General features: G+C 62.7%; 25 protein-coding genes, 1 pseudogene and 1 riboswitch. Of the genes and pseudogenes, 14 read left to right on the top strand and 12 right to left on the bottom strand.

The genetic code is table 11. The features are described 5' to 3' along the window. Positions 1-98 precede the first annotated feature (98 nt). The gene (locus FSO04_RS37935; protein WP_154566592.1) at positions 99-1,097 is read left to right on the top strand and encodes a 2-hydroxyacid dehydrogenase; all 999 of its coding nucleotides are present in this window, start codon (positions 99-101) and stop codon (positions 1,095-1,097) included. Here the strand turns inward: FSO04_RS37935 and FSO04_RS37930 are convergent. Next, positions 1,094-1,717 (bottom strand): plasmid fertility inhibition factor family protein, encoded by a 624-nt coding sequence (locus tag FSO04_RS37930; protein WP_154566591.1) that lies wholly within the window; start codon positions 1,715-1,717, stop codon positions 1,094-1,096. The genes FSO04_RS37935 and FSO04_RS37930 overlap by 4 nt on opposite strands. Positions 1,718-1,806: 89 nt before the next feature. Between FSO04_RS37930 and FSO04_RS37925 the strand changes: the two genes are divergently transcribed. The 3 genes from FSO04_RS37925 to FSO04_RS37915 all read left to right on the top strand — a co-directional run bounded on the left by FSO04_RS37925 (position 1,807) and on the right by FSO04_RS37915 (position 5,232). Beyond that, on the top strand, positions 1,807-2,631 hold the full coding sequence (locus FSO04_RS37925; RefSeq protein WP_154566590.1) for a crotonase/enoyl-CoA hydratase family protein: 825 nt from the start codon (positions 1,807-1,809) through the stop codon (positions 2,629-2,631). A gap of 227 nt (positions 2,632-2,858) precedes the next feature. Then, positions 2,859-4,025: an MFS transporter gene (locus FSO04_RS37920; protein ID WP_154566589.1), complete on the top strand. Its 1,167-nt coding sequence runs from the start codon at positions 2,859-2,861 to the stop codon at positions 4,023-4,025. Between the two features lie 46 nt (positions 4,026-4,071). After that, the gene (locus FSO04_RS37915; protein ID WP_154566588.1) at positions 4,072-5,232 is read left to right on the top strand and encodes an MFS transporter; all 1,161 of its coding nucleotides are present in this window, start codon (positions 4,072-4,074) and stop codon (positions 5,230-5,232) included. 160 nt (positions 5,233-5,392) lie between these two features. On the opposite strand, the gene fahA is transcribed toward FSO04_RS37915, so the two are convergent. Beyond that, positions 5,393-6,721: a fumarylacetoacetase gene (gene fahA, locus FSO04_RS37910; RefSeq protein ID WP_154566587.1), complete on the bottom strand. Its 1,329-nt coding sequence runs from the start codon at positions 6,719-6,721 to the stop codon at positions 5,393-5,395. Further along, positions 6,718-8,064: a homogentisate 1,2-dioxygenase gene (gene hmgA / locus FSO04_RS37905; RefSeq protein WP_154566586.1), complete on the bottom strand. Its 1,347-nt coding sequence runs from the start codon at positions 8,062-8,064 to the stop codon at positions 6,718-6,720. Before hmgA ends, fahA begins: the two co-directional genes overlap by 4 nt. 401 nt (positions 8,065-8,465) lie before the next feature. Here hmgA and FSO04_RS37900 point away from each other — a divergent pair, with 401 nt between their 5' ends. Further along, positions 8,466-9,299 (top strand): EAL domain-containing protein, encoded by an 834-nt coding sequence (locus tag FSO04_RS37900; protein ID WP_154566600.1) that lies wholly within the window; start codon positions 8,466-8,468, stop codon positions 9,297-9,299. 38 nt (positions 9,300-9,337) lie between these two features. Here FSO04_RS37900 and FSO04_RS37895 read toward each other — a convergent pair whose 3' ends face one another. Further along, the gene (locus tag FSO04_RS37895; protein WP_154566585.1) at positions 9,338-10,123 is read right to left on the bottom strand and encodes an IclR family transcriptional regulator; all 786 of its coding nucleotides are present in this window, start codon (positions 10,121-10,123) and stop codon (positions 9,338-9,340) included. A 104-nt stretch (positions 10,124-10,227) separates the two neighbouring features. On the opposite strand from FSO04_RS37895, the gene FSO04_RS37890 reads away from it, so the two are divergent. Beyond that, a complete protein-coding gene (locus FSO04_RS37890) occupies positions 10,228-11,418 on the top strand; it encodes an acyl-CoA dehydrogenase (RefSeq protein ID WP_154566584.1) in 1,191 nt (396 codons plus the stop codon). A 151-nt stretch (positions 11,419-11,569) separates the two neighbouring features. Here FSO04_RS37890 and FSO04_RS37885 read toward each other — a convergent pair whose 3' ends face one another. Then, positions 11,570-12,208: a peroxiredoxin gene (locus FSO04_RS37885; RefSeq protein ID WP_154566583.1), complete on the bottom strand. Its 639-nt coding sequence runs from the start codon at positions 12,206-12,208 to the stop codon at positions 11,570-11,572. A gap of 341 nt (positions 12,209-12,549) precedes the next feature. Here FSO04_RS37885 and FSO04_RS37880 point away from each other — a divergent pair, with 341 nt between their 5' ends. The 3 genes from FSO04_RS37880 (at position 12,550) to FSO04_RS37870 (ending at position 13,985) form a co-directional block, all read left to right on the top strand. Then, positions 12,550-12,852 carry an ElaB/YgaM/YqjD family protein gene (locus FSO04_RS37880; RefSeq protein WP_094780836.1) on the top strand — a complete coding sequence of 101 codons (303 nt, stop codon included), beginning with the start codon at positions 12,550-12,552 and terminating at the stop codon, positions 12,850-12,852. Positions 12,853-12,992: 140 nt separating this feature from the next. After that, on the top strand, positions 12,993-13,379 hold the full coding sequence (locus tag FSO04_RS37875) for a phage holin family protein (RefSeq protein ID WP_154566582.1): 387 nt from the start codon (positions 12,993-12,995) through the stop codon (positions 13,377-13,379). Between the two features lie 126 nt (positions 13,380-13,505). Continuing rightward, positions 13,506-13,985, top strand: coding sequence for a DUF3318 domain-containing protein (locus tag FSO04_RS37870; RefSeq protein ID WP_154566581.1), 480 nt, complete (start codon positions 13,506-13,508; stop codon positions 13,983-13,985). 114 nt (positions 13,986-14,099) lie between these two features. On the opposite strand, the gene FSO04_RS37865 is transcribed toward FSO04_RS37870, so the two are convergent. The 7 genes and pseudogenes from FSO04_RS37865 to glyA form a co-directional block, all read right to left on the bottom strand. Then, entirely contained in the window at positions 14,100-14,531 is a 432-nt protein-coding gene (locus FSO04_RS37865; protein WP_154566580.1) for a type IV pilin protein, read from the bottom strand. A gap of 10 nt (positions 14,532-14,541) precedes the next feature. Continuing rightward, complete coding sequence (locus FSO04_RS37860; RefSeq protein WP_154566579.1) at positions 14,542-14,988, bottom strand: pilus assembly PilX family protein; 447 nt, start codon at positions 14,986-14,988, stop codon at positions 14,542-14,544. A gap of 131 nt (positions 14,989-15,119) precedes the next feature. After that, positions 15,120-15,929: pseudogene (locus FSO04_RS37855) on the bottom strand (PilW family protein). Next, complete coding sequence (locus FSO04_RS37850) at positions 15,926-16,339, bottom strand: type IV pilus modification PilV family protein (RefSeq protein ID WP_154566599.1); 414 nt, start codon at positions 16,337-16,339, stop codon at positions 15,926-15,928. Before FSO04_RS37850 ends, FSO04_RS37855 begins: the two are co-directional and overlap by 4 nt. Before the next feature lie 41 nt (positions 16,340-16,380). Beyond that, positions 16,381-16,947, bottom strand: a complete 567-nt coding sequence (locus FSO04_RS37845) for a GspH/FimT family pseudopilin (RefSeq protein ID WP_154566578.1) — start codon at positions 16,945-16,947, stop codon at positions 16,381-16,383. A 199-nt stretch (positions 16,948-17,146) separates the two neighbouring features. Then, entirely contained in the window at positions 17,147-17,629 is a 483-nt protein-coding gene (gene nrdR / locus FSO04_RS37840) for a transcriptional regulator NrdR (RefSeq protein ID WP_027799387.1), read from the bottom strand. 6 nt (positions 17,630-17,635) lie between these two features. Then, positions 17,636-18,883, bottom strand: a complete 1,248-nt coding sequence (gene glyA / locus FSO04_RS37835) for a serine hydroxymethyltransferase (protein ID WP_154566577.1) — start codon at positions 18,881-18,883, stop codon at positions 17,636-17,638. 166 nt (positions 18,884-19,049) lie between these two features. After that, positions 19,050-19,158, bottom strand: a riboswitch (ZMP/ZTP riboswitch). A gap of 238 nt (positions 19,159-19,396) precedes the next feature. On the opposite strand from glyA, the gene ydfG reads away from it, so the two are divergent. From ydfG to FSO04_RS47935, 5 genes are all read left to right on the top strand, one after another. Then, the gene (gene ydfG / locus FSO04_RS37830) at positions 19,397-20,143 is read left to right on the top strand and encodes a bifunctional NADP-dependent 3-hydroxy acid dehydrogenase/3-hydroxypropionate dehydrogenase YdfG (protein ID WP_154566576.1); all 747 of its coding nucleotides are present in this window, start codon (positions 19,397-19,399) and stop codon (positions 20,141-20,143) included. Between the two features lie 70 nt (positions 20,144-20,213). Then, a complete protein-coding gene (ybgC, locus tag FSO04_RS37825) occupies positions 20,214-20,693 on the top strand; it encodes a tol-pal system-associated acyl-CoA thioesterase (protein WP_154566598.1) in 480 nt (159 codons plus the stop codon). A 155-nt stretch (positions 20,694-20,848) separates the two neighbouring features. Further along, a complete protein-coding gene (gene tolQ, locus FSO04_RS37820) occupies positions 20,849-21,526 on the top strand; it encodes a protein TolQ (RefSeq protein ID WP_154566575.1) in 678 nt (225 codons plus the stop codon). Positions 21,527-21,536: 10 nt separating this feature from the next. Continuing rightward, positions 21,537-21,980, top strand: a complete 444-nt coding sequence (tolR, locus tag FSO04_RS37815) for a protein TolR (protein WP_154566574.1) — start codon at positions 21,537-21,539, stop codon at positions 21,978-21,980. Further along, on the top strand, positions 21,977-22,138 hold a 162-nt coding region (locus FSO04_RS47935; protein ID WP_166618332.1), incomplete at its 3' end, for a cell envelope integrity TolA family protein. The genes tolR and FSO04_RS47935, both read left to right, overlap by 4 nt.

The following is a 22,138-nucleotide window of genomic DNA, read 5'->3' as shown; positions in this document are numbered from 1 at the left end:
AGCGGTCATTACCATAAAGGGCCGATATACTGACGTGCCCGCCTGCCGCCTCGTAAGTCGGCATTCACCACGCCGGCACGCATCCTTCGGAGCCATTCATGCGCATGATCCTGTTCAGCAGCCGCCAATACGACAGCGACACGTTCGGCGAGGCCAACGGCACGCATCGCTATGAACTGCACTTCCAGGAATCGCACCTGGATGTCGAAACCGCGATCCTCGCCGAGGGCTACGAAGTGGTCTGCCCGTTCGTCAACGACAACGTCGACGCCGCCGTCCTGGAACGTCTTCATGCCGGCGGCACACGCATGATCGCGTTGCGCTCGGCGGGCTTCAATCACGTCGACCTGGCCGCGGCCGAACGTCTCGGCATAACGGTTGCGCGGGTGCCGGCCTACTCGCCGCACGCGGTCGCCGAACATGCGGTCGGTCTGATTCTGGCGCTGAACCGGCGCTTGCCGCGCGCGGTCGCGCGCACCCGTGAAGGCGATTTCTCGCTGCATGGGCTGCTCGGCTTCGATCTGCACGGCAAGACTGTGGGCGTGATCGGCACCGGCATGATCGGCCGCGTGTTCGGCCGCATCATGGCGGGCTTCGGCATGCAGGTGCTCGCTCATGACCCCGGTACGCCGGCTGAGGATCTGCTCGCGCTCGGCGCGCGCTATGTGCCGCTCGACACCCTGCTCGCCGAAAGCGACGTTGTCAGCCTGCATTGTCCGCTGGTGCCCGGCACGTACCATCTGATCGACGGGCCCGCGCTCGCGAAGATGAAGCGTGGCGCGATGCTGATCAACACGGGGCGCGGCGGACTTGTCGAAAGCAATGCGCTGATCGGCGCGTTGAAAGATGGCCAGCTCGGCCATCTCGGGCTCGACGTGTACGAGGAAGAAGGCGGCCTCTTTTTCGAGGACCACTCGAACCTGCCGTTGCAGGACGACGTGCTGGCGCGTCTATTGATGTTCCCGAACGTGATCGTCACCGCGCACCAGGCATTCTTCACGCGCGAGGCGATGAACGAGATCGCGCAGACCACGCTTGAGAACGTCGCGGCATGGCAGGCCGGCACGCCGCGCAACGTCGTACGGGCGCGAAGTTAGGTAGTGCCGCTGCCATCCACGGTAGTCGGGCGGATTACCGTGCGGGCGTCGTCCGCTGCGCCGCATATCTCGCGCAGCAAGGCCGCCTCGCGTTCGTGCACTTCCACCGGAAACCAGCGCGCGCCCGCATCGGCCAGATAGCGCGCGCGATGCTGCCCGTTGCGAAACGCCACCACGCCCTCGCGCTCGAGACCGAACCAGCCCAGCAGACCCGGCGCGCGACGCGTCGAGATCGTCACGTACGGCATCTGCGGAATGCGCGGATTCTCCGGATCGAGAAACTCGCGAATGCCACGCACCTTGCCCGAATGCCATTCGGCAACCGGCTTCAACACGTAATCGGTGTTGTCGCGATCCGCGCATTCCAGCAACTTGCGCGCATCGACCATGACCACCTGATGGCGCGTGCCGTCAGTCACGAATACGCGTTTCAGGCGCACATGGTCGTACCATGGATGTTCATGTTCATGCAGCGGCACGGTCCAAACCGTCTCGACAGAGGCCGGCGCGGCTGAGGGCGATGAATTGGACAAGGGCAAAGGCAGGCTCGATAAGCTAGCAAAAAAACGCCAGCGCGTTAAAAGAGCGCTAACGCTACGAGCCGATTGTGAAAGATGCATGACAACCAACGGTATTAGTCGCACTGCATGGGCGCAGCGCATGAACATCCGGCATGAGCGGCCGGACGCGAACCTTTACGGACACAACGATGATAACCACGCAAAATCTAAATGAACATGTGCGCATCGAAGCCAATGAGGACACCGGCGTCGCCACGATCGTGCTCGCACGGCCGGCGCGCCGCAATGCCGTCGACCGTCCTACCGCGGAAGCGCTCAGCGCCGCCTTCCGCCGCTTCGAAGCGGAGCCGGCATGGCGCGCGGCCGTGCTGTTCGGCGCGGGCGGCACCTTCTGCGCCGGTGCGGATCTCACCGCACTCGCCGACGAGGCCCGCCGCAATGAACTACACGCCGACGGCAGCGGTCCCGGTCCGATGGGACCGACGCGCATGAGCTTCAGCAAACCGGTGATTGCCGCGATTGCCGGCTACGCGGTCGCGGGCGGTCTCGAACTGGCCGCGATGTGCGATCTGCGCGTGGTCGAAGAAGACGCCGTGCTCGGCGTCTTCTGCCGGCGTGTCGGAATTCCGCTAATCGATGGCGGCACGATCCGCTTGCCACGTCTGATCGGACTGTCGCGAGCACTCGACCTGATTCTGACCGGCCGCGCGGTGGATGCCCAGGAAGCGCTCAGCTTCGGCCTCGCCAACCGTGTCGTGCGCAAGGGCGAGGCACGCGCGGCGGCAGAACAGTTGGCCACTGAACTGGCGGCCTTTCCGCAAGCGGCGCTGCTGGCAGACCGCCGCTCCGCATTGGAAAACAGCACGCTCGAGGATCTTGCTCTCGCGCTGCAGCGCGAAGGCGCCGGCGGCTATCAGGCAGTATTCGACGAAGGTGTCGCGGGTGCCGCGCGTTTTGCCGAAGGCGCCGGTCGTCACAGCAATACTTTCAAGTCAGACGAAAGCACGCCATAAAACGGCTCCATTCCACGGGGCAATGTGCTGTCGAGTGCATTCCCAATGCACGCTCCCAGGCGTGCTTTCAGCAAAAAACAACAGCCTGCTTGACGCTCAGCAAGGGTGTTTTGACTTAGGTAGAATCACCTACTGTTTTCCCCTCGCATGGCGCATGCGTTCTCGTCCCGAAAAATGCGCGCCTGCCGCACGACGCTTCCCGTCGCGCCGATTCACGCTCCATCACCATGCCTTTACCCCTGCTCGCCCTTGCCGTTGCCGCTTTTGGAATCGGTACCACTGAATTCGTGATCATGGGGCTGCTGCCCGATGTCGCACGCGATCTGTCCGTGTCGATCCCGGCGGCGGGCATGCTGGTGTCGGCTTATGCACTCGGCGTCACCATCGGCGCGCCAATCGTCGCGATAGCCGTGGCCAACATGCCGCGCAAGAAGGCGTTGATGAGTCTGATCGGCGTCTTCATCGTCGGTAATCTGCTGTGCGCGATCGCGCCGGGCTACGCGGTGCTGATGGCCGCGCGCATCGTCACGGCGTTTTGCCATGGCGCGTTCTTCGGCATCGGTTCAGTGGTCGCGGCCGGTCTGGTCGCGCCGAACCGTCGCGCGCAGGCCATCGCCCTGATGTTCACCGGCTTGACGCTCGCCAACGTGCTTGGCGTACCGCTCGGCACGGCGCTCGGCCAGGCGGTGGGCTGGCGTGCGACCTTCTGGGCCGTGACCGGCATCGGCATTCTCGCCGCGGGCGCGCTCGCCGTGTGCCTGCCGGCGAAGATCGAGATGCAGAAGGCGAGCCTCGTGCGCGAATTCAGCGTGTTGAAGAATCCGCAAGTACTGATGGTGCTCGGCATCAGCGTGCTCGCGTCGGCCAGCCTGTTTTCCACCTTCACGTACATCACGCCGATTCTCGAAGACGTGACCGGTTTCACGCCACATGCGGTCACCTTCGTGCTGTTGCTGTTCGGCCTCGGCTTGACGGTGGGCAGCACGCTCGGCGGCAAGCTCGCGGACTGGCGGCTGCTGCCCTCGCTGGTCGCGTTTCTGCTGGCGATCGTCGTCATCCTGACGATCTTCGCCGGCACGATGCACGCCGAGATTCCGGCCATGATCACGATCTTCGTGTGGGGCATTCTGGCCTTCGCGATCGTGCCGCCGCTGCAAATGCTGATCGTCGACCGCGCGAGTCATGCGCCGAATCTGGCGTCGACTCTGAATCAAGGCGCGTTCAACCTCGGCAATGCAACGGGCGCGTGGCTCGGCGGCATGGCGATCGGCGCGGGCGCGCCGCTCACTACGCTGCCGTGGGTCGGTGTGGCGACCTCCATCGGTGCGCTGGCGCTGACGCTGTGGTCGGTGTCGATCGACCGGCGCGCGCAACGGATGGCCGTGGCCGGATAACCAAGGCAGGTGCGAATGACTCGCGGCCGTAGTAGCATCTCCGCCGATGAAAGTCATCTTCACTCGCGATTTCCTCGCTCTGATTCTTAGTGTAGCCGTGGTCGGACTCGGCAGCGGCGCCACACTTCCCCTCACCGCCCTCGCGCTGACGCAAGCCGGCTATGGCACCGACGTGGTCGGTCTCCTGACCGCCGCGCAAGCGGGCGGCGGCCTGATCGTCGTGCCGGTGGCAGCCTGGATCGCGGCGCGCTGCGGCGGCCGGCAGGTGATCGTCGGCGCAGTGCTGACGGTTGGGGTCGCCACCGCGCTGATGCAACTCACCTCGAACCTGTGGCTATGGGCCGCGTTGCGCGTACTCTGCGGCGCGGCACTGATGCTGCTCTTCACGATCAGCGAAGCATGGGTCAACCAGCTCGCTGACGACGCCACCCGCGGCCGGGTCATCGCAATCTATGCGACCAACTTCACGCTGTTCCAGATGTCGGGTCCGGTGCTGGTGAGCCAGATCGCCGACTTCACGCACTGGCGCTTCCTGATTTGCGGCGCGATCTTCCTGCTGGCCTTGCCCGCGCTCGCCAGCATCCGCAAGACGCCGCAAGCGTCGAAGGATGAACACGCTGCGCATGGCAGTTGGCGCCATGTGCTGCCGCAGATGCCGGCGCTCGTGATCGGGACGGGTTTTTTCGCGTTGTTCGATACGATCGCGCTGTCGCTGCTGCCGCTCTTCGCGATGTCGCACGGCATCACGAGCGAGGTGGCCGTGCTGTTCGCGTCGGCCCTGCTGCTCGGCGATACGACGATGCAGTTTCCGATCGGCTGGCTCGCCGACCGGCTCGGCCGCGAACGCGTGCATATCGGCTGCGGCGTGATCGTCGTGGTATTGCTGCCGTTGCTGCCCTGGGCGATCAATTCGCCGTGGCTGTACTGGCCGTTGCTCTATGTACTCGGCGCGACGGCTGGGGCGATCTATACGCTGTCGCTGGTCGCCTGTGGCGAGCGGTTTCGCGGTGTCGCGCTGGTGTCGGCAAGTTCGGTGGTGGGGGCGTCGTGGAGCGCGGCCAGTTTCGGTGGGCCGCTGGTGGCCGGCGCGTTGATGAAGGGGGTTGGCAACGACGCGATAGTCGGTGTGCTTCTGGTTGCTGCGCTCGCGTTTCTTGGTGCGGCTTGGTGGGAAAGGCGGCGTGCGCCGATGCGGGCGATCGGCTGAGGGTGCGGCTGCGGTGTTGTTGCCTTGCTGCGTTGAGGTGTTGAGCCGTCGAACCACGCTCGCCTTGGGATACGAAAACGGGGAAGCCGCGATGGCTTCCCCGTTTTGCATAGCGCTTCCTGCCGCGTGATTTCCGCGCTACTTCTGCTGTACTTTTCCTCTACTTCCGCGCCGGCAGAATCTCCCCGACACACGTGCCGAAGCCCACACGATACCCATCGCCCTGGCACCATCCGGCGAGCGTCAGTTCGTCGCAGTCTTCGATAAACCCGCGTGTGCCGCCCTCTTTCAACTCCAACGGATTCTTGCCGTTCCATGTGGACTCGAGCAGGCTGCCGCATGAGTCGGCGGTCGGGCCACTGATCGTGCCCGAACCCATCAGATCGCCGACCCGCGTATTGCAGCCCGATACCGTGTGATGCGCGAGCTGTTGCGCCATCGTCCAGTACATGTGTTTGAAGTTGGTCCGCGAGATCGTGGTGGCCTGCTTGGCCGCTTGCGGCCGCAGCGTCACTTCCAGCGAGATGTCGAACGCGTGCTTGCCTTCATGGCGCAAGTACGCCAGCGGCTGCGGCTCCTGCACCGGCTGCTCGACACGGAACGGTTCGAGCGCGTCGAGCGTCACGATCCACGGCGAGATCGTGGTCGCGAATGTCTTCGCATTGAACGGGCCGAGCGGCACGTATTCCCATTGCTGGATATCGCGCGCGCTCCAGTCGTTCAGCAACACCATGCCGAAGATGTGCGCTTCGGCATCGGCACAGGCAATCGGCTCGCCCAGCGTATTGCCGCTACCGATCACGAAACCCGTCTCCAGCTCGATATCCAGCTTGCGGCATGCGCCGAACACCGGACGCTCCTGATCCGGCAGTTTCAACTGGCCGTTCGGACGCCGCACCGGCGTACCGCTCACCACCACCGACGATGCGCGTCCGTTGTAGCCGATCGGCATCTCCGACCAGTTCGGCAACAGCGCATTCTTCGGGTCGCGGAACATCGAGCCGACATTCGTCGCATGCTCCTTCGACGAATAGAAATCCGTGTAACCCGGGATCTGCACCGGCAGATGCAGTTGCGCATCGGACTGACGCACCAGTGCTTTCGCACGCAAGGCGGAGTCGTCGCGCAAAGTCGCGGTATCCCGCGCCAGCAGATGGCTCAACTGGATGCGCACGCTGCGCCATGCCTCGCGGCCAAGCGAGATGAAATCGTTGAGGGTGTCCTGCTCGAACGCCCGGTCCTTCAGCGCAATGAATTGATCGGCCGCGGCGAGCGGGAGCTTGAGCAAGCCGGCAGACTTGAGAACACTTAGATCGACGATCTCATCGCCAATCGCGACACCCACGCGGCGCGCTTCGCTGTTCTTATCGCTGAAAATACCGAACGGCAGATTCTGGATCGAAAAATCGTTGGTCGAATCGTTAGCCGACTCGACCCAGCTCTTGCGCGACGGATCGAGCGTCGCCTGAAGATCGCTCAATGCGCTCATCGTTGCTCCGGGTTGAAGTGTTTCTTGAGACCTTGCCAGCACTCGTAGTAATTCGCCTGCAATTGCGCGGTTTCGAGCGCGAAGCGGGTCGGCTTGATCAGCGTGCGCGTTTCGAACATGAAGGCCATCGTGTCGCCGACTTTCTTCGGCGTGGACGTATCACCATGCGACGCTTTTTCGAAGGTGTCCGCGTCCGGCCCATGACCCGACATGCAGTTATGCAGACTCGCGCCGCCCGGCACGAAGCCCTCCGCCTTCGCGTCGTACACACCATGCACGAGGCCCATGAATTCGCTCGCGACGTTGCGATGGAACCAGGGCGGCCGGAACGTATCTTCGGCCGCTAGCCAGCGCGGCGGGAAAATCACGAAGTCGATCGTGTCGACGCCCGGGGTATCGCTTTGCGATTGCAGCACGAGAAAGATCGACGGGTCCGGATGATCGAAGCTGATCGAGCCGATCGTGTTGAAGCGACGCAGATCGTATTTGTACGGCGCGTAGTTGCCGTGCCACGCGACCACGTCGAGTGGTGAATGGCCGATGTCCGCGCGCCACAGGTTGCCGTTCATCTTGGCGACGAGTTCGAAGTCGCCTTCGTGGTCTTCATAAGCAGCATGCGGCGCGAGGAAATCGCGCGGATTGGCGAGGCCGTTCGAGCCGATCGGGCCGAGGTCCGGCAGACGCAGCAGCGCGCCGAAGTTCTCGCAGATATAGCCGCGCGCGGCGCCATCCGGCAGGCTCACCGCGAAGCGCACGCCGCGCGGGATCACCACGATCTCGAATGGCGCGACGTCAAGCCGGCCCAGTTCGGTAGCGATATGCAGGCGGCCTTCCTGCGGCACGATCAGCAACTCGCCGTCTGCGTTGTAGAAGAAGCGATCCTTCATCGAGCGGTTCGCCGCGTACAGGTGAATCGCGCAGCCGTTCATCGCTTCGGCTGAGCCGTTGCCCGCCATCGTTATCCAGCCGTCGACGAAATCGGTCGGCTCGGTGGGCATCGGCAATGCGTCCCAGCGCAACTGGTTAGGCGGCGTAGGCGGTACCTCGGCGAAGTTGGCGACGAGCCGGTCCGAGGGCAGCAGCGTGAACGGCTTGTGAACCGCCGCCGGACGAATCCGGTACAGCCACGAACGGCGGTTATGTCCACGCGGCGCAGTGAACGCGGTGCCCGACAGTTGCTCGGCGTACAAGCCATAGGCCGGACGTTGCGGCGAGTTGCGGCCTTCGGGCAGCGCGCCCGGCAAAGCCTCCGTAGCGAATTCGTTCGCGAATCCCGACTGGTAACCCGGCTCGATTTCGAGTCGCGAGCTGGCGGTATTCGGCGTGCGTGTTGGGGTGTCCATACAAGGTTCTCCGTTGATACTTTATCTACCGACGTGCGCTGTCTGTCTCAGGCTGTCCGCGGCTCGGATGGGCTGCCGCGTTGCCGCGTGGCAGCGCGTTGACCGCCGACTGTCCGCCGACCACGCAGAAGCCGCCCGCAAAGGAGACACAAACGCGCCCGCCGTCGCAACCGCGCTGCAATTTACGTATAGTAAAACGAATTACGTATAGTGAAATTAACGTATACCCTGGAAACTCGTCGCGAAAGCCTCGGCAGCCTGTACTGACAAGCGTTCGGCCGATAACGTTATGAGCATTTTGTTCAAGTGCGCGCGGCGCGGACTGCTACCATCAATGGATGCGGCAACCGAGTCGCGTTGCCGGGCGCCGAGTGCGCACCTATCGCCATCCATTCGCCTACATGATTCCGCCGACCATCCCCAACCTGATTGCACGCGCCGCCGATCACCCATTTCTCGGCGAACATCTGGCGATGGGAACCGGCGTGCATAGCGACATCGCGCTGGCGCAATTCGGCGGCGTCCAACTCGCCAGTGCCTATGAGCCGATCTTCGATATCAGCGTGCATGCGTTGGCGCAGTCGTTGTCGTCGGGCGCCGAGGGCGTGGATCGTTTCGGCGATGAGCTCGGGTTCCAGGCGGTCACGCAGCGTCTCGACGGCGCGCCCTTCGATGCCTTCGATCCCTTCGACCATATCGCCGACGATCAGGAACTGGTCGCCCTCGACCGCATGTCGCGCGCGCTGCACGCCATCAATTTCTTCGGCGCGCAACGGCACGGGCTGCTCTTTCTGCGCGTGCACGAGCGCCTGCTCAAGAGCGTCAAGTACGACCACGGACGGCATTTCTCGAGCGTGCTGCTGTCGTTCGGACTGAACCCGTCGAGGGTGGTGATCGAGTTGCCGGCCGCCGCGGTCGCGCATAAGACGTTCCTCGGCTATCTGACCACGAGCTATCAGCGCTACGGCTTCAAGGTGGCGGGGAATCTCTCGAACGCGGGGCAGATTCTGTCGGTGTCGGAAACGGCGCGGCTCGACTTCATCAAGATGGATGCGGCGGTCGCGTTGCGCGACGCGATGGTGAAGCCGCTAGTTGGCTATGCGAGCCGGCTGCGGGTTCCACTGATCTTCAATCGGGTGATGGATGAGCCGCAGTTCCTCGCGCTGCAGCAGTACGACGTGCGCTTCGTACAAGGGCCGTTATTCACGGCGCATTATCACGATCGGGCGGTGTGAGTATTCTGCGAGGCCGCGCGGCGGCGCTGGCCGGCACGTCAACCGGTATCGCCCAACCGTCGCGCCAACGCCTTCAGCCGCGGCGCAACGCTTTCCCGGAACACGTCCTCTCCCATCGACGACGCCGGCCCGCTGCAACTGAGCACCAGCCAGCGGCCTTCGCGCGGCTCGCGAAACGGCACCGCGACCGCGTTCACGTCGTCATGCCATGCCCGGAACGAGTAGCAGCAGCGTTCCTGGGCGAAGGCTTCGATTTCCTTTTCGGCATCGGCCAGCAACGCAGCGCCCTCTTTGCCCGCTAACTTCTTGAGCTCGACCAGCAAGGCGGCGCGCACATCCAATGGCTGCACCGCCAGATACGCGCGCCCCATCGAACTGGTCAGCATCGACAGTTTCGAGCCCGAGGCGAGTCCGAGCGTCAGCGCCGTTTCACTGCGGATCGTCTCCAGATAAATCATGTCGAGGCCGTCACGGCATCCAAGCGACACCGCGGCGCCCACTTCGCGCGCGAAGGTGCGCATGTGCGGACGCGCGAGTTCGAGCGTGTCCGTGCCCGAGAGCAGCGCGAAACCGAGCGACAGCACCCCGGCGTCCAGCGCATATTTACCTAGCGTTTCGTCGAGCCGCAGATAGCCGAGCACGGTCAGCGTGTAGGCCAGACGGTTGACGGTCGCCTTCGGCAAGCCCGTGCGTTCGACGAAATCGCGATTGCCGAGCATCGTTTCGCCCGGCTTGAACGCGCGCAGCAAATCCAGCCCGCGCGCGAGGGCGACGACAAATTTGCGCTCGTCAAGCGGTTCGGAGAGAGTAGATATGGGCGTCATGTGGTGATACACTCGGGCGTGGTTTGCAAAACATTGTTTCGCATAGCGGAACTTAAGTCAAGCTCAAACGCGTTTTAGTCAAGCAGGAAATCAGGAGATACGTCATGGCAGAGGCCGCGCAGTTTCACTGGGAAGACCCGCTGCTGCTGGATCAGCAGCTCACCGAAGACGAACGCATGGTGCGCGACGCCGCCGCCGCGTACTCGCAGGACAAGCTGCAGCCGCGCGTGCTCGAAGCGTTCCGTCATGAGAAGACCGACATCGAGATCTTCCGCGAGATGGGCGAACTCGGCCTGCTCGGCCCGACGATTCCCGAGCAATACGGCGGCCCTGGTCTGAACTACGTGGCATACGGTCTGATCGCGCGTGAAGTGGAGCGCGTCGATTCCGGCTACCGGTCAATGATGTCGGTGCAGTCGTCGCTCGTCATGGTCCCGATCTACGAATTCGGCTCGGAAGCGCAAAAGCAGAAATACCTGCCGAAGCTCGTCACCGGCGAATGGATCGGCTGCTTCGGCCTGACCGAGCCGAACCACGGCTCCGATCCGGGCAGCATGATCACGCGGGCGAAGAAAGTGGACGGCGGCTATTTGCTGTCGGGCGCGAAGATGTGGATCACCAATTCGCCGATCGCCGACGTGTTCGTCGTGTGGGCAAAGCTCGAAGAGGACGGCAAGGATTCGATCCGCGGCTTCATTCTCGAGAAGGGGTGGAAGGGGCTGTCCACGCCGACCATCCATAGCAAGGTGGGTCTGCGTGCGTCGATCACCGGCGAGATTGTTCTCGACGACGTGTTCGTGCCGGAAGAAAACCGCTTCCCCGAAGTCAGTGGCTTGCGCGGTCCGTTCACGTGCCTGAACTCGGCGCGCTACGGTATTGCCTGGGGCGCGCTCGGCGCGGCGGAATCGTGCTGGCACACGGCACGTCAGTACGTGCTGGATCGCAAACAGTTCGGCCGGCCGCTCGCCGCGAACCAGTTGATCCAGAAAAAACTCGCCGACATGCAAACCGAAATCACGCTCGGCCTGCAAGGCGTGCTGCGTCTCGGCCGCATGAAAGATGAAGGCACGGCCGCCGTCGAAATTACGTCGATCATGAAACGCAATTCGTGCGGCAAGGCGCTGGACATCGCACGGCTCGCGCGCGACATGCTCGGCGGTAACGGTATCTCGGACGAGTTCGGCATCGCGCGTCATCTGGTCAATCTGGAAGTCGTGAACACGTATGAAGGCACGCACGACATTCACGCGCTGATTCTCGGGCGCGCACAAACGGGGATTCAGGCGTTTTTCTGATGCGCTGAGTGCCTCGATGGCGGCGTTTCGTCCTGGCCGCTGAATGGAAAATCGAAAAGTAGAAAAGGAAAGGCCGGTTCATTTTGAACCGGCCTTTTTCGTTGCGCCGCCGCGTTGCAGCTAGCGGTGCGCTTCGTGACGCGTCAGCCGCTTACTTGTTCGGCTGCGGCGTCAGACGCAGGTACGGGCGCAGGGCCTTATAGCCCTTCGGGAATTTCTGCTTGATGACTTCTTCGTCCTTCAACGACGGCACGATCACCACATCGTCTCCCTGCTTCCAGTTGCCGGGCGTAGCGACCGAGTGGTTGTCGGTGAGTTGCAGCGAGTCGATCACACGCAGCACTTCGTCGAAGTTGCGCCCGGTGCTGGCCGGGTATGTAATGGTCAAACGCACCTTTTTCTTCGGGTCGATCACGAACAGCGACCTGACCGTAAAGGTTTCATTGGCGTTCGGGTGAATCATGTCGTACAACTCGGAGACTTTGCGATCGCCGTCGGCGAGAATCGGGAAGCCGACATTGGCGGCCTGCGTCTCGTTGATGTCCTTGATCCATTCCTTGTGCGACTCGGCACTGTCGACCGACAACGCGATCGTCTTCACATTGCGCTTCTCGAATTCGCCGGCCAGCTTCGCCGTCAAACCCAATTCGGTCGTGCAGACCGGCGTGAAGTCGGCGGGGTGCGAGAACAGCACGCCCCAACTATCGCCTAGCCAGTCGTGGAAGTTGATGCGGCCGACACTCGACTCCTGTTCGAAATCCGGTGCGGTATCGCCAAGACGTAGACTCATATTGCAGCTCCTTGATTGTATTCGGACATTCCGCGCGAGCATTCGCCCGCAACGCGCAGCAAAAGTACAGCATACGGGAGTGACAGTGAACAACTAACCAACATCGCGTCACTACTTTATGCGTTTTTGTAATTTTCACCGATTTAGTGGAAACTTTGCGGGACAGATCAACTCCATCTTAAGCAAACTTTGCAGCCCTGCGCCGCAAGGGTGGAGTTTTTAAGGCTTTGCTTCAACCAGGAACGGTTCGTGCGATTGTTCATGAATCGAGCGCTACGCTCGCCAGCGGCCGTTTCTTTGGTTACGATTCACGCGTGGCGTGAGACGAAGGGGAGCTGTCAATGTCGGAAGTCAACAAGGAGAGATTGATGTCGGATATCAAAACCGTCCTCGCGGACGCTGAAGATTTGCTGAAACAGGCCGCGAGCGCTACTGGCGAGCGCGCTTCGGAACTGCGTGAAACGGCGCTTACGCGCCTGAAGCAGGCTAAGGAAAAGGCGGCTGACGTGCAGGTCGTGGTGGTCGAGAAAGGCAAGAAGGCCGCACGCGCCACCGACGACTACGTGCATGAGCATCCGTGGGCATCCATCGGCATCGCCGCGGGCGTCGGCGTACTGCTGGGGCTGTTGATCAACCGCAAGTAACACTGGTGAGGCTGCCGGGGCGAATCCGCGTCCGGCACATCAGCGAATCGAGTTGACCGGTGCACGTCTGGCCGGTCCGCTTCTTTTGGCGCGCTCGTTTTCACGCGCCGGCTAAGCATTCACGCGCAACGCCCAAAGCCATGACGATCGAAACACAATCGCAGCACGGCGAACATAGTCCGTTGCGCCGTATCATTGGATCCGTGTTTGCCATTTTGCAAACACGGCTTGAACTGGTCGGCATCGAACTCGCCGAAGAAAAAGACCGTCTGCTCGGCGTGCTGTTCCTCGGCCTCGCCGCCATGATGCTCGCGACGATGGCCTTGATCGCATTGACCGCACTGGTCGCCATCGCGTTCTGGGACACCTACCGATGGCAGGCGCTCGCCGGCATCACGGTGGTTTATGCCATTGCAGGATTAGCCTGTGCGCTGAAAGCGCGCAGCGGTTTGCGCAATGCCCCAATGGTGTTCGAAGCCACCCTTGCCGAGTTCGAAAAAGACCGCGACGTGTTCCGCAAACCGTGACGCAGCAGGCATAACGGGCTCATGGGCGGACCTCACATGCCCCGCGCCTTCGAAGAGACTTCGTCAATACCTCGAGCGATTTGCAGCACAGTTTTACTGCCCCACCTCCACTGCCGCCGACACGCCATGAGCCAACCCCATTCCGATACCGCATTCCGCAACAAACGCCACCAGGCAAGAGATCTGAGTGCGCCGCACCTGCGGGCACTACGCAAGGAACTGCTGCTGGTGCGCGCGGATGTCGAGCGCATGGAACTCGCTCAGGCGACCATCGAATTGCGGCAGGCAGTCACGCACTTCAGTTGGCTCAAATTCATTCTGCCGGGCTTCGGTGGCATGCGCGTGGGCCGCGGATCGAAGGCGAGCTTCCTCAACGCAGGAAGCATCGGCGCGCTTCTCAAACAGTATCCGATCATCAGTTCGATCGCTTCGCTGCTGTTGGCGAAGCCGCTGCGCGCGACTATTGCAGCAGGTGCAAAACCCGCACTCAAATGGGGCAGCCTTGCGCTTGCCGGCTGGGAAGCGTATCGAATCTGGAAGCAGATAAAGAATGATTCCGCTGCGTCGGCCGACAGCAAGGAAGACACGGTTGATAGCGGGTACTGAAACGCGGGGATCGTCGACCGCTTCCTGCGTGCGCCTTGCAGCAGCAGTTTGTCACCTGGTCCTTGGGCACTAGCACGCCTCGACTCGCCAACTCGCGTTCTGCAGTAAGAGTCCTTAGCTTGTATTCCAGCATTCGCCGCTTGCCGGCGCTGTACCGTTTGCGCCGCTTCTATTGCCTCGCAGCCCTGTCGCGTCCAGAGTGAAAGTGCCGCAAGCGTCGTCCCGCATGGGGCCGGTTTCGGTCGGCACAGCCTCTACCGAATAACCACCGTTTGCATCGTCTGCCGGTAGCACTTGCAGCCGGTAGATCGGTGTGCCGAACTGCGGAGCCTGATCCAAACCCGGCGGCAATGTCGCGGGGCCATCGCTTGCCGATCCCTCGACAAATTGCGCTGCGCGATAAAGGGCGGACGCAGCGTCGACCCGATGTGTCCGCGCGACATGGCTCCGATACGAGGGCACGGCAAACACAACCAGCGTGGCGGCTATTGCCAGCGCGATCATCAGTTCCAGTAGCGTGAATGCGGATGTGCGCGGTCTCGCCATAAATCTCCCGTCAAAATGGGTGTGCGGCAACGCGACGCCAATGGCGCTCGATCTGTTCGCCCGCGATCACGAGCTCCATCTGCAACCACACCTGCGACTCCCTGGTCCGGCCGAAGCCACGCGACGTCAGTAAATAGGCTCGAGCATCGGCGCGAGTGCCCAGACGCCACGCTTCGATCAAACATTGCGGCGCACGCAGCGATCCCGGCCATTGCGCGACGGGCACGACGGCGCCGGCTTCAAAGGTAGCTTCGTGCTTCCATTGCGTCGGCTCGCCGGGTGAGAGCGACGCCACTGGCTGCGACTCGAAAGCTGCCGCGGCGACGACGCTCCGGGCGCATAAGGTCAGCGCCGAATCTGCGGCATGAAATGCCTGCAAATAGTCGCGCACGTTGTTGGAGCCGCGCGCTGCTGCAAGCGATGTCTCGAACCAGGCCGCGGAGGTGGTCAACATCATCGCGGAAATCAGTAAAACGATCGGCAGGACGGTACCGCGATTGCGAACCCGAGATCGACGACCAGTGCCGATAAGACGTGTCAAATGTTTCGACGACGCGCGGCGGTGCGTTGGATTGCAAAGCCCTTCTGTCACAGGGGATCCTCCGCGTGATTGCGTATCGCCACCCGTCGCCAGAAAGCCTGCCGCGCCCGCATGTCGGCGCCAAGCGCGCTCGCGCCGTCGCAATCTATGTAGCGCATACGCCGTCCTTGCGGCGCTCCGCGGACGAGCACGCAGAGATCGACCGCGACGATCTTTGCCCATTGGCCGTCCGTCACCGCCGCTGCATCTATTGCGGCCAGCCCACCGGCCAGCCAGTACCTGAATCGCACGCGCTCGACGCCTTCGACCAACGGCTGCGCGGACCCTGCCTTGCCATTGCCTTCGCAGTAAAGCTCCGGCTCACCCGTCGACCCGCTGACTCTCGCGAAGTATCAGTTGGCCACCAACACGCCCTGCCCGCCGAGTGCCGCGTTGTTGTTCGTTACCGCCTGGCCGAGACAGTCGGTCGTTTGGCCGGTCGCTGACGGCCACGTCGAAACGTTGTCCCCGACATAACGAACCACGATGCCGTCCGAGAGGCCCGGCAACGCCTCGCAGGCAACGCTCTCGTCCGCGCCGGTCGGGCGACCGCCCGAACAACCGAACAACGGTGGCGGACCATTGAACCTCACGACGTCCGCGGGCACAAAGCCGGCCATTTGAATTTGCTGGCCCATCAGCGTAAGCGCGCCCAGGCCGGCTTCGCGGATCCGCATCGCATCACCCGCGCGCTCGAACACGTTACGCTGCGTTGCATAAAGCGCGACCGCGCCGGCGGTCACCACCAACCCCAACGCAATTGCAATCACGAACTCAACGAGCGTATGCCCACGCGCGATAACCATACGCCGCGTCATTTCGCGAACGCCAGCACAACGCATGAGGAGCCTGGGGGAACATCGGCACCCCCGCACGATTCGGGCTTGTCGATGACATCGTCGGCCCGCGGCGTGTCACGCAGGGCCGTCCACGTGACACGTGCGGCGGATACACCGCCGCGCTCCCCTACCGACGCCTCACCATGCGGCAACAAGGCCGTTGCACGCGCGCTCCATTGCCTGATCGCAGAGTCGCCTGCCGAAGGTTCGCGCATTGCTTCGGCAACGGAATCGGCTATCCATGCCGCGTGCTCGCGCATTGCCATCGCACGGGCTTCGCGCGCAGTCCACAATTGACCGGCGATCAACCCGAGCGCCGTCACCGCCATCAGGACAACGGCCAGCATCACTTCAATCAGCGAACTACCCCTATGCCTCGTTGAGCGCATTGCTGCGCAGTTGCGCGCCCATGATTTCGACGAATATCCGCTCACGATGCCGCTCCACACGCGCCCTCGACAATCCGCGCTCGCCCGCCCGCCGCGATGCGGATGCAGCGTCGCCACTTGTCGCCTTGCGTCGCTTTCCACGGCGCGCGCGGCGCGATCTCAAAGCTGCGAAACGTGCCGATCAACTGCCCCGCCGGCGGCGTAAACGTGAGATTTGTCTGCGTCGCGGTGATGCTGACCGCTGCGAGCAAAGGATGCGCGCGCAGTAGTGAGAGCGTGCCACCCCGTTCGGCCAATACAGCCCAGCCACACGACCAGTCCGCGACGCCATTGCCACAAGCTTGCCCTGCGGCAAGACAACGTCGTGCCGCGTCGATCCGGCACACGGTGACGCGAGCACCGCGGCGCAATGCCTCGCTGCGCGCATAGGCGAGCGTTGAGGCAAGCGCTTTCGCACGTGCGTCAACCTGGTCCCGCAGGTGCCATGCAACGAACGACGGTGTCGCCATCACCGCGATTATCGCCAGCAGCGCAACAACAGCCAGTGTTTCAACAAGCGTAAAGCCGCGGCACGGCCGCAAACAGACTCCATCCCATTTCATCTGCATCCCTGATCGTTTCAAAGCATGCAGCCAATCTAGCGATTCAGGAGCGGGTCAACAATCGGCCGAACGGCCAGGTGGCACTCAGACGCTATCCCGCGCAAAAATGCACGCGTGACGAACCATAACGGGAGCGGAGATGCAGATGCGCGAACCTACGCAGCGGAAAACAGAACCTGGCGCGCAACTTCAGGCGCGGCAGCAATCAGCGCTTGCGGGACGGCTTGGGAGGAGAAGAGGCGCGGCGAAATTCTTCGATCACGTCTTCGAATTCGGAGACGTCTTCGAAGCGCCGGTAAACAGAAGCGAAACGAACATAGGCAATCGTATCGAGCGCACGCAACTCGTTCATCACGAGTTCACCGAGGCGCTCGCTGCGCACCTCACGCTCGCCGCTGCCGAGCAGTTGATACTCGATGCGGGCGACTGCCGCGTCGATCGCGTCTGCTGCCACCGGGCGCTTGCGCAGCGCCAGTTGCATGCTTGCGACGATCTTGCGGCGATCGAATTCCGTGCGACTGCCATCCTTCTTGACGACCGACGGCAACGCCAGCTCGACCCGCTCATACGTCGTGAAACGTTTGTCGCAGGCCGGGCAGCGGCGGCGCCGGCGAATCGTCGCGCCGTCTTCGGATACGCGGGAATCCACAACTTGCGTATCGGCGTGACGGCAGAAGGGGCAGTGCATGGCGGCTTAGCGGTAAACCGGGAAGCGCTGGGTCAGCTCGGCGACTTGCGCGCGCACACGTTCGATCGTGGCTGCGTCTTCCGGGTTGTCCAGCACGTCGGCGATCAGGTTACCAACCTGCTCCGCTTCCTTGACGCCAAAGCCACGCGTGGTCATGGCCGGCGAGCCGAGACGCACACCGCTCGTGACGAACGGCTTTTCCGGGTCGTTCGGAATCGCGTTCTTGTTGACCGTGATATGCGCCGCGCCGAGCGCCGCTTCCGCTGCCTTGCCGGTGATCTTCTTCGCGCGCAGGTCGACCAGCATCACGTGGCTTTCAGTGCGACCAGACACGATGCGCAGTCCGCGCTTGACCAGCGTTTCAGCCAGCACGCGCGCGTTCTCGACGACCTGCTGCTGATACGCCTTGAACTCCGGCGACAGGGCTTCCTTGAACGCGACGGCCTTGCCGGCGATCACGTGCATCAGCGGACCACCTTGAATGCCCGGGAAAATTGCGGAATTGATCTGCTTTTCGAACTCGGCCTTCATCAGGATCACGCCACCGCGCGGGCCGCGCAGGCTCTTGTGCGTGGTGGTGGTGACGAAATCGGCGTGCGGCACCGGGTTCGGGTAGACGCCCGCGGCGATCAGGCCGGCATAGTGCGCCATGTCGACCATGAAATACGCGCCGACCGACTTGGCGATCTTCGACATCCGTTCGAAGTCGATGCGCAGCGAAAACGCCGACGCGCCGGCCACGATCAGCTTCGGCTTGTGTTCCTGAGCGAGCTTCTCAGCAGCGTCGTAATCGATGTCTTCGGCTTCGTTCAGGCCGTAGCTCACCACGTTGAACCACTTGCCCGACATGTTGACCGGCGAACCATGCGTCAGATGACCGCCGTGCGCGAGGCTCATGCCCATGATCGTGTCGCCCGGCTTGAGCATGGCGAAGAACACGCCCTGGTTCGCCTGCGAGCCGGAGTTCGGCTGCACGTTGGCGGCTTCGGCGCCGAACAGTTGTTTCACGCGGTCGATCGCCAACTGCTCGGCGACGTCGACATATTCGCAACCGCCGTAGTAACGCTTGCCCGGATACCCTTCGGCGTACTTGTTCGTGAGTTGCGAGCCTTGCGCCGCCATCACGGCCGGGCTCGTGTAGTTTTCCGACGCGATCAGTTCGATGTGCTCTTCCTGACGGCGGTTTTCCTGCTCGATGACCTTCCAGAGTTCAGGATCGACGTTGGCGATGGTGCTTTGGGCTCTATCAAACATACGGATTCCGTTGAGTGTGTGCAGGTTGACCGGATCGTGCGCCGAATCTTGCGTAGAGGGTACGCAGCGCTGCTGGCGGCTGGGCCAGCCCTGACGTGGCGGATGGAGAGTCGCCGCACACGCGAGGCAGGACAGCCACCGTCAGCGCAGATCAATGCGCGCGGATCACGGCTGCCCAGGCGAACGGCAAAACGGCTCCCTGCGCTTCACGGTGGGTTGCTCCACCTTGAACCCGATTGCTCGAATCGGTTCTATCGCCAGTCACGCAGGGATGAGCGCGTTAGTTTATTGGAAGAGGATCGAATAGGCAACCGGCTTCCTGCCGGGCCGGCGGGCGCTCGCGAAGCCGGTCCTGGCGCCGCTGCGAGTGGCGCGCAAACGTCTGATGAAAGCGCGCCCGGCACCCGCTTCGCGTCACTGCCGCAGCCAGTCGTGCGACTGGTTCATCCTTGCCGCAGCGCCGCATTGGAAGTAGGCTTGGGGCCTTTCTCTCCTACCAACCAGGGAACTGCAATGATCGTGTTCGTCACCGGAGCGTCCGCAGGATTTGGCGCCGCTATCGCTCGTGCTTTCGTCAAGGGCGGCCATCGTGTCGTCGCCACCGCGCGCCGCAAGGACCGCCTGCAGGCACTCGCCGACGAACTCGGCGACGCCCTTCTGCCGTATGAACTCGACGTGCGCGACCGCGCCGCCGTCGAGGCCGTGCCGGCTTCGTTGCCCGCCGATTTCGCCGCACTCGACGTGCTCGTCAATAACGCCGGCCTCGCGCTCGGCATCGAGCCGGCGCAAAGAGCGAGTCTGGACGAGTGGAACACCATGATCGAGACCAACTGCACCGGCCTCGTGCAGGTCACGCATGCGCTCCTGCCCGGCATGGTGGAGCGCAACCGCGGGCACATTTTCAATCTGGGCTCGGCGGCCGGCAGCTGGCCTTACGCAGGCGGCAACGTGTACGGCGCAACCAAGGCGTTCGTGCGCCAGTTCAGTCTGAATCTGCGGGCCGATCTGGCCGGCACGGCACTGCGCGTGACCGACATCGAGCCGGGCCTGTGTGGCGGCACCGAGTTCTCGAACGTGCGTTTCCGTGGCAACGACGAAAAAGCGGCGAAGATGTACGAGAACGTACAACCGCTGACACCCGAAGACATCGCCGATTCGATCTACTGGATAGCCACACGCCCCGCTCACGTCAACATCAACACGATCGAGCTGATGCCGGTGGCCCAATTCTTCTCCGCTTTGTCCGTTCATCGCGGCTGAAATCCCGGCTGAGGCCCGCCAGACGGGGCGCACATCTTGAAACAGACCTCGGGGTGTGCGTTCCGGTAAAATGCGCCGCATGAATATGTCGACCAGCCAGCCCGGCACGGAAATCGGCTTCACGTGGCCAATCCGCGTGTACTACGAAGATACCGACGCCGGCGGCATCGTGTTTTACGCGAATTATCTGAAGTTTTTCGAACGTGCGCGCACTGAATGGCTACGCGCGTGCGGCGTCGACCAGAACCGTCTCGCCGGCGAATCGGGCGCAATCTTCATCGTGCGCAGCACCGCAGTCGACTATCGGGCACCGGCCCGGCTCGACGATGTCGTCAAAGTGGTGAGCCGAATCGAACGTCTTGGCCGCGCGTCGGTCGATTTTGCGCAGGAAGCGTGGCGGGACGGCACGCTGCTTGCTTCCGGCTCCATCCGGGTTGGCTGCGTCGAGCGCGTTGCGCTGCGGCCGGTCGCGATTCCTCCGCCGGTTCTCGCGGCTTTGCGGCGCGGGCCGGGCGTGAACGACGGTGGCATGTCAACGGACAACGACTGAACCCCGTTGTTACGGGGCCAGTGAACTCGTATCGATCAAGCAACACAAAGCATGGTTCGGCTTGCAATATCGCCGATGCTTCCGTTTTGCTCACGGCAAGCTTCGAGCGGCCTTGCAGCCGGACGCCCCCTTCCGGGACGTTAAAACGAACCTTTATGAACACTACACAAGATCTGTCGATCGTTTCTCTCGTACTCAATGCGAGCCTGCTGGCGCAGGCCGTCATGGCGCTGCTGCTTCTGCTGTCGCTGCTGTCGTGGACTTTCATCTTCCGCAAGTGGTTTGCGATCCGCCGGGCGCGCGCGCAAACTGAACGTTTCGAACGCGATTTCTGGTCGGGCGGCGACCTGCAGGCGCTCTATCAGAGCGCCGCGAACAACCGCCACACGATCGGCGCACTGGAACGGATTTTCGAGTCCGGCATGCGCGAATTCCTGAAGGGCAAGGAAAAGCGCCTGAACGATTCAGGCGCGATTCTCGACGGCGCACGCCGTGCCATGCGCGCCGCGTTCCAGCGTGAAATGGACGTGCTCGAGGCAAATCTGGCGTTTCTCGCGTCGGTCGGCTCGGTCAGCCCGTATATCGGTCTGTTCGGCACGGTGTGGGGGATCATGAATGCGTTCCGCGGCCTCGCCAACGTGCAACAGGCTACGCTTGCGAACGTAGCTCCAGGCATTGCCGAAGCGCTGACCGCCACCGCAATCGGCCTGTTCGCTGCGATTCCGGCCGTGGTCGCCTACAACCGCTACGCGCACGACATCGACCGTCTGGCGATCCGCTTCGAGACCTTCATCGAAGAGTTCTCGAACATTTTGCAGCGTCAGGCACATTAAGGAGTCCACGATGGCAGGCTCTTCCTCCAGCATGCGCGGTTCCCGTCAGCGCCGCGCGATGGCCGACATCAATGTTGTGCCGTACATCGACGTGATGCTCGTGCTACTCGTGATCTTCATGGTGACCGCGCCGCTCGTCGCCCCGTCGATCGTCAATCTGCCGACCGTCGGCGGCGCCGCGCCTCAGCAGCAAACCCCGCCTGTGATCGTCAATATTCGCGCAGACGGCAATATGAGCGTCAAATACAAAGACGACGCGGGCGCGCAGCAGCAGGAAGACATGACCAAGGCCGGCCTGCACGGCTTTATCGCCGACCGCGCACAGTCGCACCCTGACCAGCCTGTCGTGATCGCCGCCGACAAGACCGTGAAGTATGAAGTCGTGATGAACGTGATGTCCGAGTTGAAGGCTCAGGGTGTCAAGCGCGTTGGATTGCTCGTCAAATCACAATGATCCGCAAGAATTCCGAATACCCGCTTCAGCCGCCGCGTGAACGCGGCACCTGGCGAGCCTTTGTGTTCGCCCTGGTGATGCACGCGCTGCTCGGGTTCTTCCTGTATCACGGCATTCAATGGCAGAACAGCACGCCGGCAGGCGCGGAGGCCGAACTG

Origin of the sequence: Paraburkholderia madseniana, assembly GCF_009690905.1 — a bacterium.
Classification (GTDB): Bacteria; Pseudomonadota; Gammaproteobacteria; order Burkholderiales; family Burkholderiaceae; genus Paraburkholderia; species Paraburkholderia madseniana.
Note: the sequence above shows the minus strand (reverse complement) of the source record. Positions and strands in the feature narration are given on the sequence as shown.

Bases quoted from the DNA above. Each gene is read 5' to 3' on its own strand.
- FSO04_RS37935 (WP_154566592.1), top strand. From the start codon at position 99: ATGCGCATGATCCTGTTCAGCAGCCGCCAATACGACAGCGACACGTTC.
- FSO04_RS37930 (WP_154566591.1), bottom strand. From the start codon at position 1,717: ATGCATCTTTCACAATCGGCTCGTAGCGTTAGCGCTCTTTTAACGCGC.
- FSO04_RS37925 (WP_154566590.1), top strand. From the start codon at position 1,807: ATGATAACCACGCAAAATCTAAATGAACATGTGCGCATCGAAGCCAAT.
- FSO04_RS37920 (WP_154566589.1), top strand. From the start codon at position 2,859: ATGCCTTTACCCCTGCTCGCCCTTGCCGTTGCCGCTTTTGGAATCGGT.
- FSO04_RS37915 (WP_154566588.1), top strand. From the start codon at position 4,072: ATGAAAGTCATCTTCACTCGCGATTTCCTCGCTCTGATTCTTAGTGTA.
- fahA (WP_154566587.1), bottom strand. From the start codon at position 6,721: ATGAGCGCATTGAGCGATCTTCAGGCGACGCTCGATCCGTCGCGCAAG.
- hmgA (WP_154566586.1), bottom strand. From the start codon at position 8,064: ATGGACACCCCAACACGCACGCCGAATACCGCCAGCTCGCGACTCGAA.
- FSO04_RS37900 (WP_154566600.1), top strand. From the start codon at position 8,466: ATGATTCCGCCGACCATCCCCAACCTGATTGCACGCGCCGCCGATCAC.
- FSO04_RS37895 (WP_154566585.1), bottom strand. From the start codon at position 10,123: ATGACGCCCATATCTACTCTCTCCGAACCGCTTGACGAGCGCAAATTT.
- FSO04_RS37890 (WP_154566584.1), top strand. From the start codon at position 10,228: ATGGCAGAGGCCGCGCAGTTTCACTGGGAAGACCCGCTGCTGCTGGAT.
- FSO04_RS37885 (WP_154566583.1), bottom strand. From the start codon at position 12,208: ATGAGTCTACGTCTTGGCGATACCGCACCGGATTTCGAACAGGAGTCG.
- FSO04_RS37880 (WP_094780836.1), top strand. From the start codon at position 12,550: ATGTCGGAAGTCAACAAGGAGAGATTGATGTCGGATATCAAAACCGTC.
- FSO04_RS37875 (WP_154566582.1), top strand. From the start codon at position 12,993: ATGACGATCGAAACACAATCGCAGCACGGCGAACATAGTCCGTTGCGC.
- FSO04_RS37870 (WP_154566581.1), top strand. From the start codon at position 13,506: ATGAGCCAACCCCATTCCGATACCGCATTCCGCAACAAACGCCACCAG.
- FSO04_RS37865 (WP_154566580.1), bottom strand. From the start codon at position 14,531: ATGGCGAGACCGCGCACATCCGCATTCACGCTACTGGAACTGATGATC.
- FSO04_RS37860 (WP_154566579.1), bottom strand. From the start codon at position 14,988: ATGATGTTGACCACCTCCGCGGCCTGGTTCGAGACATCGCTTGCAGCA.
- FSO04_RS37850 (WP_154566599.1), bottom strand. From the start codon at position 16,339: ATGCGCTCAACGAGGCATAGGGGTAGTTCGCTGATTGAAGTGATGCTG.
- FSO04_RS37845 (WP_154566578.1), bottom strand. From the start codon at position 16,947: ATGCAGATGAAATGGGATGGAGTCTGTTTGCGGCCGTGCCGCGGCTTT.
- nrdR (WP_027799387.1), bottom strand. From the start codon at position 17,629: ATGCACTGCCCCTTCTGCCGTCACGCCGATACGCAAGTTGTGGATTCC.
- glyA (WP_154566577.1), bottom strand. From the start codon at position 18,883: ATGTTTGATAGAGCCCAAAGCACCATCGCCAACGTCGATCCTGAACTC.
- ydfG (WP_154566576.1), top strand. From the start codon at position 19,397: ATGATCGTGTTCGTCACCGGAGCGTCCGCAGGATTTGGCGCCGCTATC.
- ybgC (WP_154566598.1), top strand. From the start codon at position 20,214: ATGCGCCGCATGAATATGTCGACCAGCCAGCCCGGCACGGAAATCGGC.
- tolQ (WP_154566575.1), top strand. From the start codon at position 20,849: ATGAACACTACACAAGATCTGTCGATCGTTTCTCTCGTACTCAATGCG.
- tolR (WP_154566574.1), top strand. From the start codon at position 21,537: ATGGCAGGCTCTTCCTCCAGCATGCGCGGTTCCCGTCAGCGCCGCGCG.